12 protein-coding genes are annotated in these 14409 nt (G+C 74.1%); 9 read left to right on the forward strand and 3 right to left on the reverse strand.

The genetic code is table 11. The annotated features are described in order from the left end of the window. Positions 1-26 precede the first annotated feature (26 nt). Positions 27-2225 (forward strand): transcription termination factor Rho, encoded by a 2199-nt coding sequence (rho, locus tag V6U81_RS18195; RefSeq protein WP_334490876.1) that lies wholly within the window; start codon positions 27-29, stop codon positions 2223-2225. Between the two features lie 79 nt (positions 2226-2304). Here rho and V6U81_RS18200 read toward each other — a convergent pair whose 3' ends face one another. After that, on the reverse strand, positions 2305-3201 hold the full coding sequence (locus V6U81_RS18200; RefSeq protein ID WP_334490877.1) for a phosphatase domain-containing protein: 897 nt from the start codon (positions 3199-3201) through the stop codon (positions 2305-2307). A 276-nt stretch (positions 3202-3477) separates the two neighbouring features. Here V6U81_RS18200 and rpmE point away from each other — a divergent pair, with 276 nt between their 5' ends. After that, complete coding sequence (rpmE, locus tag V6U81_RS18205; protein ID WP_088642795.1) at positions 3478-3702, forward strand: 50S ribosomal protein L31; 225 nt, start codon at positions 3478-3480, stop codon at positions 3700-3702. Between the two features lie 99 nt (positions 3703-3801). Then, positions 3802-4890 (forward strand): peptide chain release factor 1, encoded by a 1089-nt coding sequence (gene prfA / locus V6U81_RS18210; RefSeq protein ID WP_334490878.1) that lies wholly within the window; start codon positions 3802-3804, stop codon positions 4888-4890. Between the two features lie 44 nt (positions 4891-4934). On the opposite strand, the gene V6U81_RS18215 is transcribed toward prfA, so the two are convergent. Beyond that, positions 4935-6485, reverse strand: coding sequence for a GGDEF domain-containing protein (locus V6U81_RS18215; RefSeq protein WP_334490879.1), 1551 nt, complete (start codon positions 6483-6485; stop codon positions 4935-4937). 76 nt (positions 6486-6561) lie between these two features. Between V6U81_RS18215 and prmC the strand changes: the two genes are divergently transcribed. The 4 genes from prmC (at position 6562) to V6U81_RS18235 (ending at position 11050) form a co-directional block, all read left to right on the forward strand. Further along, entirely contained in the window at positions 6562-7509 is a 948-nt protein-coding gene (gene prmC, locus V6U81_RS18220; protein ID WP_334490880.1) for a peptide chain release factor N(5)-glutamine methyltransferase, read from the forward strand. Beyond that, on the forward strand, positions 7509-8153 hold the full coding sequence (locus V6U81_RS18225; protein ID WP_334490916.1) for an L-threonylcarbamoyladenylate synthase: 645 nt from the start codon (positions 7509-7511) through the stop codon (positions 8151-8153). The genes prmC and V6U81_RS18225 overlap by 1 nt, the downstream gene beginning before the upstream one ends. After that, entirely contained in the window at positions 8154-8765 is a 612-nt protein-coding gene (locus V6U81_RS18230; RefSeq protein ID WP_334490882.1) for an arsenate reductase/protein-tyrosine-phosphatase family protein, read from the forward strand. It begins immediately after the preceding gene. A gap of 167 nt (positions 8766-8932) precedes the next feature. Further along, positions 8933-11050, forward strand: coding sequence for a transglycosylase domain-containing protein (locus V6U81_RS18235; protein ID WP_334490884.1), 2118 nt, complete (start codon positions 8933-8935; stop codon positions 11048-11050). A gap of 5 nt (positions 11051-11055) precedes the next feature. Here V6U81_RS18235 and V6U81_RS18240 read toward each other — a convergent pair whose 3' ends face one another. Continuing rightward, entirely contained in the window at positions 11056-12519 is a 1464-nt protein-coding gene (locus tag V6U81_RS18240; protein WP_334490885.1) for an SDR family oxidoreductase, read from the reverse strand. 35 nt (positions 12520-12554) lie between these two features. On the opposite strand from V6U81_RS18240, the gene V6U81_RS18245 reads away from it, so the two are divergent. Beyond that, entirely contained in the window at positions 12555-13844 is a 1290-nt protein-coding gene (locus V6U81_RS18245; RefSeq protein ID WP_334490886.1) for a serine hydroxymethyltransferase, read from the forward strand. Then, the gene (locus V6U81_RS18250) at positions 13837-14259 is read left to right on the forward strand and encodes a hypothetical protein (RefSeq protein ID WP_334490887.1); all 423 of its coding nucleotides are present in this window, start codon (positions 13837-13839) and stop codon (positions 14257-14259) included. Before V6U81_RS18245 ends, V6U81_RS18250 begins: the two co-directional genes overlap by 8 nt. Positions 14260-14409: the final 150 nt, after the last annotated feature.

Raw genomic sequence — 14409 nt, forward strand, 5'->3', positions numbered from 1 at the left:
CGGCCTTAATCGAGGGAAGGAATCCATTGAGCGACACCACCGACGTGACGTCGGATGTTTCCAACGTCGCTGGCGATGCCACCACCGCCGCCCCCGCCCGCCGTCGGCGTAGCGGTACCGGCCTGTCGGCGATGCTGCTGCCGGAGCTGCAGAGCCTGGCCGCGTCGCTCGGCATCTCCGGTACGGCTCGCATGCGCAAGGGCGAGCTGATCAGCGCGATCTCGGAGCGGCAGCAGGGCGGCTCCGCCGCTGGCACCCCTCGACCGCGGGCCGAGGTGGCTGCCGCGGCCGCCCCCGCCGCCCGTGAAGAGGTCCACGCCGAGGTACGCGAGGAGCGGGCCGCCGAGGCGGCGCCGACCGCCGCGACCGCCACCGGCGAGACCGAGGGCCGGACCCGGACCCGGCGCGGCCGGGCCGCCACTACTGAGGGCCGTGCCACTACTGAGGGCCGTGCCACTACTGAGGGGCGTGCCACTGAGGGGCGTGCCACTGAGGCTCGTGCCACCGAGGGGCGTGCCACCGAGGCTCGTGCCACCGAAGGGCGTGCCACCGAGGCTCGTGCCATCGAGGGTCGGGCCGTCGAGGCTCGGGCCACCGAGGCGCGGACCGAGCAGGCTCCCGCCGAGACCGGCGAGCGGGCCGACCGGGGCGACCGCGCCGAGCGCGGCGACCGGGGTGACCGCAACGAGCGTGGTGACCGGGCCGAGCGTGGTGACCGGGCCGAGCGTGGTGACCGGGCCGAGCGCGGTGACCGTAACGACCGGGGGGAGCGCGGCGAGCGCACCGACCGGGGCGAGCGGGCCGAGCGCGGTGACCGTAACGACCGCGGGGACCGCAACGACCGGGGCGAGCGCGGTGAGCGCAACGACCGGGGCGAGCGCGGTGAGCGCAACGACCGGGGCGAGCGCGGTGACCGCAACGACCGGGGCCCGCAGCGCAACGGGAACGACGACTCCGACGACGACGGCGAGGGCGGCGGTCGGCGCGGCCGGCGCAGCCGGTTCCGCGACCGTCGGCGTGGCCGCGGCGAGCGGGTCGAGGGTGGCAACGAGGGCGGCGGCCGCGAGCCGCAGGTCAGCGAGGACGAGGTTCTCGTCCCGGTGGCCGGCATCATCGACGTCCTCGACAACTACGCATTCGTCCGGACCACCGGCTACCTGGCCGGCCCGAACGACGTGTACGTCTCGATGTCCCAGATCAAGAAGTACGGCCTGCGCCGCGGTGACGCGATCACCGGCGCGGTCCGCACCGCCGCCCGCGAGGGCACCGGTGACCAGCGGCGGGACAAGTACAACCCGCTGGTCCGGCTGGACACCATCAACGGCATGGAGCCGGACGAGGCGAAGCGTCGTCCCGAGTTCTACAAGTTGACCCCGCTGTACCCGCAGGAGCGGCTGCGGCTCGAGACCGAGCCGCACATCCTCACCACCCGCGTCATCGACCTGGTCATGCCGATCGGCAAGGGCCAGCGGGCACTGATCGTCTCCCCGCCGAAGGCCGGTAAGACGATGGTGCTCCAGGCGATCGCCAACGCGATCACCCGGAACAACCCGGAGTGCCACCTGATGGTGGTGCTGGTCGACGAGCGGCCCGAAGAGGTCACCGACATGCAGCGGTCGGTGAAGGGCGAGGTCATCGCGGCCACGTTCGACCGTCCGCCGCAGGACCACACCACGGTGGCGGAGCTGGCGATCGAGCGGGCGAAGCGCCTGGTCGAGCTGGGGCACGACGTGGTCGTGCTGCTCGACTCGGTGACCCGGCTCGGTCGGTCGTACAACCTGGCGGCGCCGGCCAGCGGCCGGATCATGTCGGGTGGTATCGACTCCACCGCGCTCTACCCGCCGAAGCGGTTCCTCGGCGCGGCCCGCAACATCGAGAACGGCGGCTCGCTGACCATCCTCGCCACCGCGCTGGTGGAGACCGGGTCCATGGCGGACACGGTCATCTTCGAGGAGTTCAAGGGCACCGGTAACGCGGAGCTGAAGCTGGACCGGAAGATCGCCGACAAGCGGGTCTTCCCGGCGATCGACATCAACCCCTCCGGTACGCGTAAGGAAGAGGTCCTGCTCGCGCCGGAGGAGCTGGCGATCATCCACAAGCTCCGCAAGGTGCTGCACTCGCTGGACTCGCAGGCGGCGCTCGACCTGCTGCTGGACCGCCTCAAGCAGTCCCGCACGAACATCGAGTTCCTGATGCAGATCGCGAAGTCGACCCCGGGGGAGTGACCTCGCCCGGGTGAGACCCGTACGGAGAAAGGGCACGGCCGCCGGCCGTGCCCTTTTCCGTGGGAAGTGGACGGACGCCTCAGAAGTCGCCCTCGGCGACCTGGAAGACGGTGAGGCCGAGGGCGCGCCACATCCGGACCACCTGCTGGCGGTCGTCGAAGACGCCGACCACCCGGTAGCGGTCACGGACCTCCCGCTCGTAGATCTCCTGCTTCACCACGGAGTCCTTGCGGGAGTCGCCCCGCGCCCGCAGGTGCAACGCCAGGTACGGCACCTGGACGTGCCGGGCCAGCCAGGCCGCTGTGGTGTCCCGGGTCGAGGCGTCCCGCCCGGAGCAGAAGACCACGCCGTACCCGGCGGCGTGCATCGCCCGGACCGCCGCGATCACCGCCTCGTTGGGCAGGTCCTCGCCGACCCGGGTCATGTCGTACGGGCTGCGCGAGACGTTCAGCGCGACGGTGCCGTCGATGTCCACCAGCACGATCTCGGGCGGGCCGGCCGGCGCCTCGTCGACCCGGGCGACCCGCCCGACCCGGGCCGTCGGCACCGGCAGCGGTAGCGGGCGGTGCGCCAGGTAGCGATCGTGCAGCCGGCGGATGTACTCCTCGCCGACCCGGTCGGCCTCCGGCCGGTCGGCGTCCCGGCGCAGGCACTCGTCCAGCGGCACGTCGGTGAAGTCGTGCACCTCGAAGTCCGCGTCGTGCCGGGCGGCCAGGTCGGCCCACTCCCGCAGGGTGCGGGAGCGCAGGTTGGTGTCGTCCACGCAGACGCTCACCCGGGCGGCCAGCAGCGCCTCCACCTGCGCCCGCTGGGCGAGGCTGACCTGGTACTCGGCCCGCTGGGTGAAGAGCCGCTCGCCGTGCAGCATCCGGCGCAGGTCGTCCCGGTTGACCCGGGCGACGGCCGGTTGCAGGGTACGGGCGAAGGTGGTCTTGCCGGAGGCGGGCAACCCGCGGGTGGCGATCAGGCGGGGCATCCCGCCCACCCGGCGCGGGTCGGGGACGAATCGGGCACGTTCCCACCGTAGCCGGGAGTGGGGGAATGCCGGTCGGGGTCGGCGGGAATGCGACCGGGGAGGCGGGCGTTACCACAGCCGGACCGATCGTGCGGCCCGCTCGTCGGGTCGGCTCACGCCCATGGCACACTGGTCAATCGGCCACCGGTTCCGGTTCACGCCCGAGTCCGTCGCGCACCAGACGACGGGGAGATCAGCGGCGACCCGGCGACCACCTGACGAAAGGACCTAGGCGACATGAAGCCCAACATCCACCCGGAGTACACGACCACCGAGGTCAAGTGCTCCTGCGGCAACTCCTTCACGACCCGCAGCACCGCCAAGGGCGGCTCGATCAGCGTCGAGACCTGCAGCGCCTGCCACCCGTTCTACACCGGCAAGCAGCGCGTCCTCGACACCGCCGGCCGGGTCGCGAAGTTCCAGCAGAAGTACGCCAAGGTTCAGGCGAAGAAGGCCAAGTAGCTTCACCGACGACGCCCGCGTCCGGCCCTGTGCCGGACGCGGGCGTCCGTCCGTTCCGCCCCCTTTCGTACCCGGACGTCGTCGAAGGAGCATCCCCGCATGAGCAGCGAGCGTCTGGCCGCCCTCCTCGACGAGTACGCCGAGCTGGAGAAGCGGCTGGCTGACCCGGCCATCCACGCCGACCAGGGCACCGCCCGCCGGGTGGGCCGCCGGTACGCCGAACTGGTGCCGCTGCACAAGGCGGCCGGTGAGCTGGAGCAGGCCCGCGCCGACCTGATCGCCGCCCGGGAGCTCGCCGCCGAGGACCCGGCCTTCGCCGCCGAGGCGGACGCGATCGCGGCCAGCGTGCCCGCGCTCGAGGAGCGGCTGGCGGAGCTGCTGATCCCGCGGGACCCGCACGACGCCAAGGACGTGATCATCGAGATCAAGGCCGGCGAGGGCGGCGAGGAGTCGGCGCTCTTCGCCGGCGACCTGCTGCGGATGTACACCCGGTACGCCGAGCGGCACGGCTGGCTCACCGAGGTCATCGACGCGCAGGACTCGGACCTCGGCGGGGTCAAGGACGTCTCGCTGGCGATCAAGACCAAGGGCGTCCCGGAGGGCGGCAACGGGGTCTGGTCCCGGCTGAAGTGGGAGGGCGGCGTGCACCGGGTGCAGCGCGTCCCGGTCACCGAGTCGCAGGGCCGCATCCACACCAGCGCCGCCGGCGTGCTGGTGCTGCCCGAGGCCGAGGACGTCGACGTCACCGTCGACCCGAACGACCTACGGATCGACGTGTTCCGCTCGTCCGGGCCCGGCGGCCAGTCGGTGAACACCACCGACTCGGCGGTACGGATCACCCACCTGCCCACCGGCCTGGTGGTCTCCTGCCAGAACGAGAAGTCGCAGCTGCAGAACCGCGAGCAGGCGATGCGCATCCTGCGCGCCCGGCTGCTCGCGGCGGCCCAGGAGCAGGCCGACGCGGCCGCCTCGGACGCCCGCAAGGCGCAGGTCCGCACGGTGGACCGCTCGGAGCGGATCCGCACCTACAACTACCCGCAGAACCGGATCACCGACCACCGGATCGGCTACACCGCGTACAACCTGGATCTGTCGCTCGCCGGTGAGCTGGACGGCGTGCTCGACGCCCTCGCCGAGGCCGACCGGGCCGCCCGCCTCGCCGGTGACACGGAGCTGACCCGCCGCTGAGCCGCAGCCCGGCCGCGCCGGGGCCGCGGCCCGCGCCCGCCCGGTCAGGAGGCGCGGGGGTGGGCCTTGGCGCGCAGCATCTCCCGGTCGGCGATCTCGAACGCGGTGCCGAGCGCGTCCCGCAGCGACGTGCTCCCGCCGTCCACCTCGGCGAAGCCGATGCTCACCCCGACCGGGGTGCCCGGCACCAGCGACTCCCAGTCCTCGGTGCGGACGGCGGCGTCGATCCGGCGGGCCACCTCGGCCGCCTCGGTCATCCCCGCGCCGGCGAGCACCACCACGAACTCGTCGCCGCCGTACCGGGCCACGAAGTCGCCGCGCCGCATCACCCGGTTGATCACCCCGGCGATGCGTTGCAGCACCAGGTCGCCGGAGTGGTGGCCGTGCCGGGTGTTGACCGCCTTGAAGCCGTCCAGGTCGCAGACGCCGATCACCACCCGATCGCCGCGGGACACCACCGCGCCGATGTAGCGCTCCAGCCGCCGTCGGTTGGGCAGGCCGGTCAGCGGGTCGGTGAGCGCCTCGCCCTCGTACCGGGCGGCCTCGCGGCGCATCTCCTCGTGGTCGATCCGGGCGGCGATGCCGTCGATGTAGACGTCGCGCAGCCGGTCGTTGCGTTGCGCGGCGAGCCGGAACGCCACCCGGTCGGCCCGGTGCGCCGCCGCGTGGTCGCCGGCCCGGGCGAGGGCGATGCTGCGGAGCCGGGCCGGCTCGGCCGCGCCCAGCGTCTCGTTGGAGACCCGGCTGGTGTCCAGCCGGGTGATCGCCTCGATCGGCCGGCCGTCGGCGACCGCCAGGCACACCTGCCCGAGCTGGCGCATGTCCCGGGCCCGGGCGCTGTCGCCGCCGTGCCCGAGCAGTCGGACCGGGTCGGTGTCGGCGTCGGTCTCCACCCGGTCGCCGAGCGCGGCCCGCCGGGCCGCCGCGTAGCCGTAGGCGGCCAGGCTGCTCGGGCGGATCCGGTCGGCCCGCCCGTCCCGGACGAACCGCTCCAGGTCGGCGGCGATGTCCCGGAGCACCCGCAGGCACCCGTCGCTGTCGCCGTTGTGGTCCAGCGCGACCGCGTTGCGTAGCCGGATGCCCGGCGCGGCGAAGACCTCCTCCGGGATCCCGGCGGCCAGGCCGAGCTGGCGGGCCCGCTCGATCGCGCCGAGCGCGTAGCCGTGGAAGCTGAGGTACGAGTAGGCCATCGCCAGGTCGTGCCAGCCCCAGGCGGTGTCCCGGTCGCGGTCCTCGGCCGCGCCGAGCGCCCGGGCGGCCCGGACCAGGTGGGTGACGCAGCGGTCCAGCGCGCCCTGGTGGTGGGCGGCGAGCCCGGCCAGCGCGTTGAGGTGCCCGTGCAGGTACGGCTCGGGCATGTCGCGGACGGCGGTGGAGGCGTCCTCGATGGCCCGGGTGAACTCGGCCGTCCGACCGAGATTGATCAGCGCGCAGAGCCGCTGCACCAGCGCGTCGGCCCGGGTGTAGGGGTCGGCGGTGGTGCGCAGCACCCGGTCCAGGACGCTGACCGCCTCCGCGGAGCGGCTCGCCTCCTGCAGGTCACGGGCGTGCGTGAGGGCGTCAACCTGGTCGTCGACCCGGTCGAGCCACCCCACCTGGCATCCTCCTGTCGGTGTGCGACCGGACGCACCCGCTCGTGAGGTGACCGCCGCGACGCCTCATGATTATGACGTGACCTCCCTGCCGCGCCACCCCTCCGAAGGGTCAGAACGCGAACGGCCGTCGCACGCCGTGGCGCGGGCGGCCCGCACGCTCGGCGCGGCCGGGGTGGAGTCGGCCCGGGCCGAGGCCGAGCTGCTCGCCGCGTACGTGCTCGACGTGCCCCGGGGGCGGCTGGCACTGGCCGACGGGTTCACCCCGGACCAGCGCGAGCGGTACGACGCGCTGGTCGCCCGCCGGGCCGGCCGGGAGCCGCTGCAACATCTCACCGGCCTCGCCGCGTTCCGACACCTGGAGCTGGCGGTCGGTCCGGGGGTCTTCGTGCCCCGCCCGGAGACCGAGCTGCTCGCCGGCTGGGGCATCGCGCGGGCCCGGGCCCTCACCGCGCCGGTGGTGGTCGACCTGTGCAGCGGGTCCGGCGCGATCGCGCTCGCCGTCGCCCAGGAGCTGCCGACCGCCCGGGTGGTCGCGGTGGAGCGGTCGCCGGCCGCGCTGGCGTGGCTGCGGCGCAACGCCGCCGACCGGGCCGCCGCCGGGGACCGGCCGGTGCGGGTGGTGGCCGCCGACGTCACCGACCCGGAGCTGCTGGCCGAGCTGGTGGGCGCGGTGGACGTGCTGCTCTGCAACCCGCCGTACGTGCCCCGCGCGGTGGTCGTACCGCCGGAGGTGGCCGGCCACGACCCGGACGAGGCGGTCTTCGGTGGGGCGGACGGGCTGACCGTGATCCGGCCGGTCGTGGCCCGCGCCGCGCGGCTGCTGCGCCCCGGCGGGGTGCTCGGCGTGGAGCACGACGACACCCACGCGGCGGCGGTGCCCGCGCTGCTCGCCGCCGACGGCCGGTACGGGGGGATCGAGGAGCACCGGGACCTGGCCGGGCGGCCCCGCTTCGCCACCGCGTCCCGCCGCGGGGACGGCCCGCACGCCGACGGGGCCGCGGCGTGGCAGACTGGCTCCTCGTGATGCTCTACGACTGTCGGTCCCCGGCCGACCGCGACCGCGGCATCGCCGCTGCGATCGAGGCGGTCAAGAACGGCGAGCTGGTCGTCCTGCCGACCGACACGGTCTACGGGATCGGCGCGGACGCCTTCACGCCGTACGCGGTCAAGGCGCTCGGCGACGCCAAGGGCGGCAGCCGGCAGGCGCCGCCGGTGCTGATCGGCTCCCGGCACACCCTCGACGGCCTGGTCTTCTCCCTGCCGCGCGCGGCCCGGGAGCTGGTCGAGGCGTTCTGGCCGGGAGCGCTGACCATCGTGGTGGAGCACTCGCCGAGCCTCCAGTGGGACCTGGGCGACTCCAGCGGCACGGTCGCGGTGCGGATGCCGTTGCATCCGGTGGCGCTGGAGGTGCTGCGGGAGACCGGCCCGATGGCGGTCGCCTCGGCCAACCGGACGGGCCAGCCGGCGGCGCTGACCGCCGAGGAGGCGCGCGACCAGCTCGGCTACTCGGTCCGCGCCTACCTGGAGGCCGGGCCGTGCCCGGACCCGGTGCCGAGCACCATCGTCGACCTGACCGGGGAGGTGCCCCGGGTGCTGCGGCTCGGCGCGATCCGCCTGGACCAGCTCCGCGAGGTGGCGCCGGACATCCTCGACGAGCAGGGGGCCTGAGTGCCGCCCTTCACCGTCCTGCACGTCTGCATGGGCAACATCTGTCGGTCGCCGATGGCGGAGCGGCTGCTGGTGTTCGCGGTCCGGCAGCGGCTGGGCCGGCTCGGCGTCGAGCCGGCCGGCTCGGACGAGCTGCTGCACAGCCACAGCGCCGGCACCGGCGGTTGGCACGCCGGCGAGGAGATGAACCCGCCGGCCGCCCGGCAGGTGCTCTCCCGGGGCGGCGACGTCGACGGGTTCGCCGCGCGGAAGCTCCGCTCGGATCTGATCGACGCCGCGGACCTGGTCCTCACCGCCACCGCCGACCAGCAGGAGTACGTGGTGGCGCTGCGTCCCGACGCCGCGTCCCGGACGTTCGTGCTCGGTGAGTTCGGCCGGCTGCTCGGCACGGTGGACCTGGCCGCGCTGCCCCCGGTGGAGGCGACCCCGGACGCCGTGTACGCCCGCGGGGTGGCCCTGGTGACGGCGGTCGACGACGCCCGGCAGGGGACCACCGCGCTGCACTCGGACGACCTGGACGACCCGTGGGGCCGCGGCGACCAGTGCTTCAGCCGGGTCGCCGACGAGATCGAGGAGACGGTGCACCCGCTCGCCTCGGCGCTGCTGCCCTGACCTCCTCCGCCACCGGCTGACCTCTCCCGGGTGAACCGGGCGGCCTGTCCCGTGCCACCCCGCGTGTCCGAAGCGCGAGATTCCTCCGGATTCGGGCAAAAGTGAGGGATCGCGCAGTTTTGCCGGTCATGCTGGACGGGTCCTGCCGGCTCCTGCGGGGAGAGCTGATGATCCGGGCCCATCTCGACAAGCTGCTGACCGTGTTGCTCGCCGGCGTGCTCGCCGGGCTGGTCCTGGCCGCCGCCGCGCTGCCCGTCGCCCTCGTGTTCGGGGGCGGCTTCGGCGCGCTCGTCGCTCCCCACTCGGAGCTGCCCAACAGCCTGCGCACGCCGCCGACCGCCCAGCGCTCCAACCTGTACGCCAACGACGGCGTCACCCTGATCACCTCCTTCTACACGGAGGACCGGGTGGAGGTGCCGCTGGCCAAGGTGGCGCCGGTGATGCGGCAGGCCATCGTCGCCGCCGAGGACGCCCGCTTCTACCAGCACCGGGGCGTCGACCTGCGGGGCGTGGTGCGCGCCTTCACGGTCAACCGGCGGGACGGCCGGACCCGGCAGGGCGCCTCCACGCTGACCATGCAGTACGTGCGCAACGTGCTCAGCAACGACCCGCGGCTGACCAAGGAGCAGCGGAAGAAGGCCACCGAGATCAGCACCGCCCGCAAGGTCCAGGAGATGCGGTACGCCCTGGCGGTGGAGCGCGAGCTGAGCAAGGACGAGATCCTCACCCGCTACCTCAACATCGCGTACTTCGGCGCCGGGGCGTACGGGATCGCCGCCGCCAGCAAGCGCTACTTCTCCACCTCGCCGGCGAAGCTGACCCTGGCCCAGGCGGCCCTGCTGGCCGGGCTGGTCCGCTCGCCGGACACCGACGACCCGATCAACGGGGACGCCGACGCGGCGCTGGCCCGCCGGGCGTACGTGCTGGACCGGCTGGTCGAACTCGGGCAGGCGCCGGCCGCCGAGGCGGCGCGGGCGAAGAAGACGACGCTGGCCCTGCTCCCCAGCGAGACCCCGAACGACTGCACCGCCGTGCCCGAGCAGCAGAACGACTGGGGCTTCTTCTGCGATTGGTTCACCCAGTGGTGGAGCACCCAGCAGGCCTTCGGGGCCACCGCCGACGAGCGGCAGGACAACCTGCGCCGCGGCGGGTTCCGGATCGTCTCCTCGCTCGACCCGGCGGTGCAGCGGGCCGCCATCCAGCAGGTGCGCGACATCTACGACACCGGCGACGCCCGGGCCGTGCCCACGGCGGTGGTCCAGCCGGGGACCGGGCGGGTGCTGGCGCTCGCGGTGAACCGGAACTACAGCGTCGCCGACAACCCGCGCGGGCAGAAGAACTACCCGAACACCGTCAACCAGCTCGTCGCGGGCGGCAACGGCATCGAGGGCTACCAGGCCGGCTCCACCTTCAAACTCTTCACCCTGCTCGCCGCGCTGGAGTCCGGCCTGCCGCTGGAGACGGGCTTCGTCACCCCGAGCCGGATCCTGACCCGGTTCCCGGTCGACGACGGCGCGGCCAGCTGCGGTGGGCGCTGGTGTCCGGCGAACGCCACCCCGGAGTGGATGGACGGCTACCGGACCATGTGGAACGCCTTCGGCCGCTCGGTGAACACCTACTTCGCCTGGCTGACCGAGCGGGTCGGGGCGGACCGGGTGGTCGAGATGGCCGAGCGGCTGGGCGTGCAGTTCCGCGCCGAGGACGACGCGCAGCTCGCCCGCTACGGCGCCCGCGACTGGGGGGCGTTCACCCTGGGCGTCTCCTCGACCACCCCGCTGGACCTGGCCAACGCGTACGCCACGGTCGCCGCCGAGGGGACCTGGTGCGCCCCGCTCCCGGTCATGTCGATCACCGACAGCTCCGGCCGGGAGGTCGCCGCCGGCCGTCCGGACTGCCGGCAGGTGGTCGACACCGACGTGGCCCGGGCGGCTGCGGACGCGGCCCGTTGCCCGGTCGGCGACCAGTCCATGTACCGCGGCTGCGACGGCGGCACGGCCGAGAAGCTCCGGCCCCGGCTGGGCCGGCCGGTGGCCGGCAAGACGGGCAGCTCGGAGCGGAACGAGACCGAGTCGGTGGTGGCGTTCACCCCGCAGCTCGCGGTCGCCCAGATCGCCGCCAACCCGGACGATCCCCGGGACGCGGTCGGCGCGGCGGTGCAGGCCCGGATGGTCGACGCGGTGGGCCGCATCCTCGCCACCGCCCTGGCCGATCAACCCGTCCGCGACTTCGTCCCCCCGTCGGAGAACGTCACCTACCGCCGCACCGGCCCCCGCGACGGCAACTGACCGCCTCAGCCGGCCTGTTCGGCGCCACGGGCGATGTTGCGGGCCATGCCGCCGAAGACGACGGCGTGGAACGGGGCGACCGAGCCCCAGTAGAGGTGGCCGGGCAGGCCGCGGGGGAGGAAGACAGCGCGCTGCACGTAGCGGCTGCCGCCGCCGTCGGTGGGCTCGGCGCGCATCTCGAGCCAGGCCCGGCCGGGCAGCCGCATCTCCGCGCGGAGCCGGAGCAGCTCGCCCGGCACGATCTCCTCGACCCGCCAGAAGTCCAGCGCCTCGCCGACCTGGAGGCGGTGCGGGTCGCGCCGCCCCCGCCGCAGCCCCACCCCGCCGACCAGCCGGTCCAGCCAGCCCCGGACCGACCAGGCGAGCGGGAAGGAGTACCAGCCGTGCTCGCCGCCGACCCCCTCGATGACCCGCCAGAGCGCGTTGGTCGGCGCGTCCACCGTCCGCTCCCGGACGTCGGTGTAGACCGTGCCGCCGGACCACTTCGGGTCGCTGGGCAGCGGTTCGGCGGGCGCGTCCGGCCCGCTCGCGGTGGACCAGCGGGTCTCCACCTGCGCGTCGCGGACCTTCGCCAGGGCCAGCCCGACCGCCTGGTCGAAGCCGGTGAGCCCGCCGGGCGGGTCGGGGATCCAGCGGGCGATGTCGTGCTCGTGCGCCACCGCCTCGTGGATCAGGCTCTCCACCAGCGGCCGGGCGATCGCGTTCGGCACCGGGGTGATCAGCCCGACCCAGTGCGAGGAGAGCGACGGGGTCAACGGGCGCACCGGCAGGATGACCCGGCGGCGCAGGCCGGCGACCTTCGCGTACCGCTGCATCATCTCCAGGAAGGTGAGCACGTCCGGGCCGCCGATGTCGAAGGCCCGGTCCACCTCCGGGGGCAGCGCCGCCGCGCCGACCAGGTAGCGCAGCACGTCCCGGACGGCGATCGGCTGGATCCGGTTGCGCACCCAGCGCGGGGTGATCATCGCGGGCAGCCGCTCGGTCAGGTAGCGCAGCATCTCGAACGAGGCCGATCCCGACCCGATGATCACCGCGGCCCGCAGCACCACCGTCGGCACCCCGCTGGCCAGCAGGATCCGCGCCACCTCCGCCCGGGACCGCAGGTGCGGCGAGGGGATCCCGCCGTCCTCCTGCGGCTCCGGGCCGCCCAGGTAGACGATCCGGCGTACGCCGGCCGCGGCGGCGGCCTGCGCGAAGTTCGTCGCGGCCTCCCGGTCGGCGGCCTCGAAACCGGCCTGCCCGAGCGAGTGCACCAGGTAGTACGCGACGTCGACCCCGGCGAACGCGGCCGACAGCGTCTCCGGTCTGCGCAGGTCGCCCTCGACCACCTCGGCGCGGGTCGCCCAGGGCACGTCGCGCAGCCGCCCGGCCGTGCGGGCCAGGCAGCGGACCTCGTGCCCCTCCTCGAGCAGTCGGGGCGCGAGCCGCCCGCCGATGTAACCCGTGGCTCCGGTGACGAGGCATCTCACGAGCTTCAGTCTGCGGCTCCGTAGACTCCTTCGCTGTGGAGAACGCGAGGGACACCTTCTGGGGACCGGACTTCCAGCAGCTCAGCGCCGTCGACCCGGAGATCGCCGAGGTGGTGCTGGGCGAGTTGGACCGGCTGCGCGGCGGCCTGCAGCTGATCGCCAGCGAGAACCTGACCTCCCCGGCGGTGCTCGCGGCGCTCGGCTCGACCCTGACCAACAAGTACGCCGAGGGCTACCCGGGCCGCCGCTACTACGGCGGCTGCGCCGAGGTGGACCGGGCGGAGGAGATCGGCATCGCCCGGGCGAAGGAGCTCTTCGGCGCCGAGCACGCCAACCTCCAGCCGCACTCCGGGGCGAGCGCCAACCTGGCCGCGTACGCCGCCCTGGTGCAGCCGGGGGACACCGTGCTGGCGATGGACCTGCCGCACGGGGGCCACCTCACCCACGGCAGCCGGGTGAACTTCTCCGGCAAGTGGTTCCACCCGGTCGGCTACACCGTCCGGCGGGACACCGAGCTGATCGACTACGACGAGGTCCGCGACCTGGCCCTGGCCCACCGGCCCAAGATGATCATCTGTGGCGCGACGGCGTACCCCCGGCTGATCGACTTCGCCCGGTTCCGGGAGATCGCCGACGAGGTCGGGGCGTACCTGATGGTGGACGCCGCGCACTTCATCGGGCTGGTCGCCGGCGGGGCGATCCCGTCGCCGGTGCCCTACGCCGACGTCGTCTCCTGCACCACCCACAAGGTGCTGCGCGGCCCGCGCGGCGGGATGCTCCTCTGCCGGGAGTCGCTGGCCGCCCGGATCGACAAGGCGGTCTTCCCGTTCACCCAGGGCGGCCCGCTGATGCACGCCGTGGCGGCCAAGGCGGTCGCGCTGCGCGAGGCCGCGCAGCCCGAGTTCCGGGCGTACGCCGCGCAGGTGATCGCCAACGCGCGGGCGCTCGCCGCCGGGCTGGCCGACGAGGGGATGCGGCCGGTCTCCGGCGGCACCGACACCCACCTGGCCCTGGTCGACCTGCGCGAGGTCGAGGTGACCGGCGCCGACGCGGAGGCGCGCTGCGACACCGCGGCGATCACGCTGAACAAGAACGCCATCCCGTACGACCCGCAGAAGCCGATGGTCGCCTCCGGCATCCGGGTCGGCACCCCGAGCGTCACCACCCAGGGCATGCGGGAGGGGGAGATGCGGCAGGTCGCCGCGCTGATCGCCCGCGCGGTGCGCACCGACCCGGCCGCCCCCGGGGGCGCCGACACCCTCGCCGGGCTCGCCGGCGAGGTCGCCGAGCTGGTCGCCGCCTTCCCGGCGTACCCCCGTGGCTGAGCCCGGGGTGCGCGCGCCGGAGGCCGCCGCGGACCGGCGCTGGCGACTGCGCCACCTGCCCGTGCTGCTGGCCGCGTCCGCGGCGCTCGGCGCGGTGGCTGCGGTGCTCGGCGGGGTGACCGGCGGCGGCGACGCCGCGCTGGGCGCGGCGGCCGGGGTTGCCGTGACGGCGGCCAGCTACACGCTGACGACGGTGGTGCTGGCCTGGGCCGACGCGGTGAACCCGCAGCTGGTGCTGCCGTTCGGGCTGGGTCTCTACGCCGCGAAGTTCACCCTTCTGGGTGTCGTCATGGTCGGAGTTGCCTCGACGGGCTGGGACGGTCTGGTTCCCTTGTGTATCGGCATCGCGGCGGGGGTGGCGGTCTGGACCGGGGTGCACATCGTGTGGCTGACCAGGGTGCACGCCCGGCGCTGACGTCCCAGGGGTTGGACGACACCCCCGACTGTCCTCGATCGGTCATTCTCTGACTGGCGGAAGGGGAGTAGCGTGCCCCCAGACGACTGCACCCGCCAGACGCCCACACAACGACGGTTGTGCGGGGGGTGAGGCACAGCCTCGTCTTCC

Origin of the sequence: Micromonospora lacuserhaii, from assembly GCF_036902735.1 — a bacterium.
GTDB lineage: Bacteria > Actinomycetota > Actinomycetes > Mycobacteriales > Micromonosporaceae > Micromonospora.

Excerpts from the sequence above, each read along its gene's own strand:
- V6U81_RS18200 (WP_334490877.1), bottom strand. The coding sequence starts at position 3,201 with ATGCCCCGCCTGATCGCCACCCGCGGGTTGCCCGCCTCCGGCAAGACC.
- rpmE (WP_088642795.1), top strand. The coding sequence starts at position 3,478 with ATGAAGCCCAACATCCACCCGGAGTACACGACCACCGAGGTCAAGTGC.
- prfA (WP_334490878.1), top strand. The coding sequence starts at position 3,802 with ATGAGCAGCGAGCGTCTGGCCGCCCTCCTCGACGAGTACGCCGAGCTG.
- V6U81_RS18225 (WP_334490916.1), top strand. The coding sequence starts at position 7,509 with ATGCTCTACGACTGTCGGTCCCCGGCCGACCGCGACCGCGGCATCGCC.
- V6U81_RS18235 (WP_334490884.1), top strand. The coding sequence starts at position 8,933 with ATGATCCGGGCCCATCTCGACAAGCTGCTGACCGTGTTGCTCGCCGGC.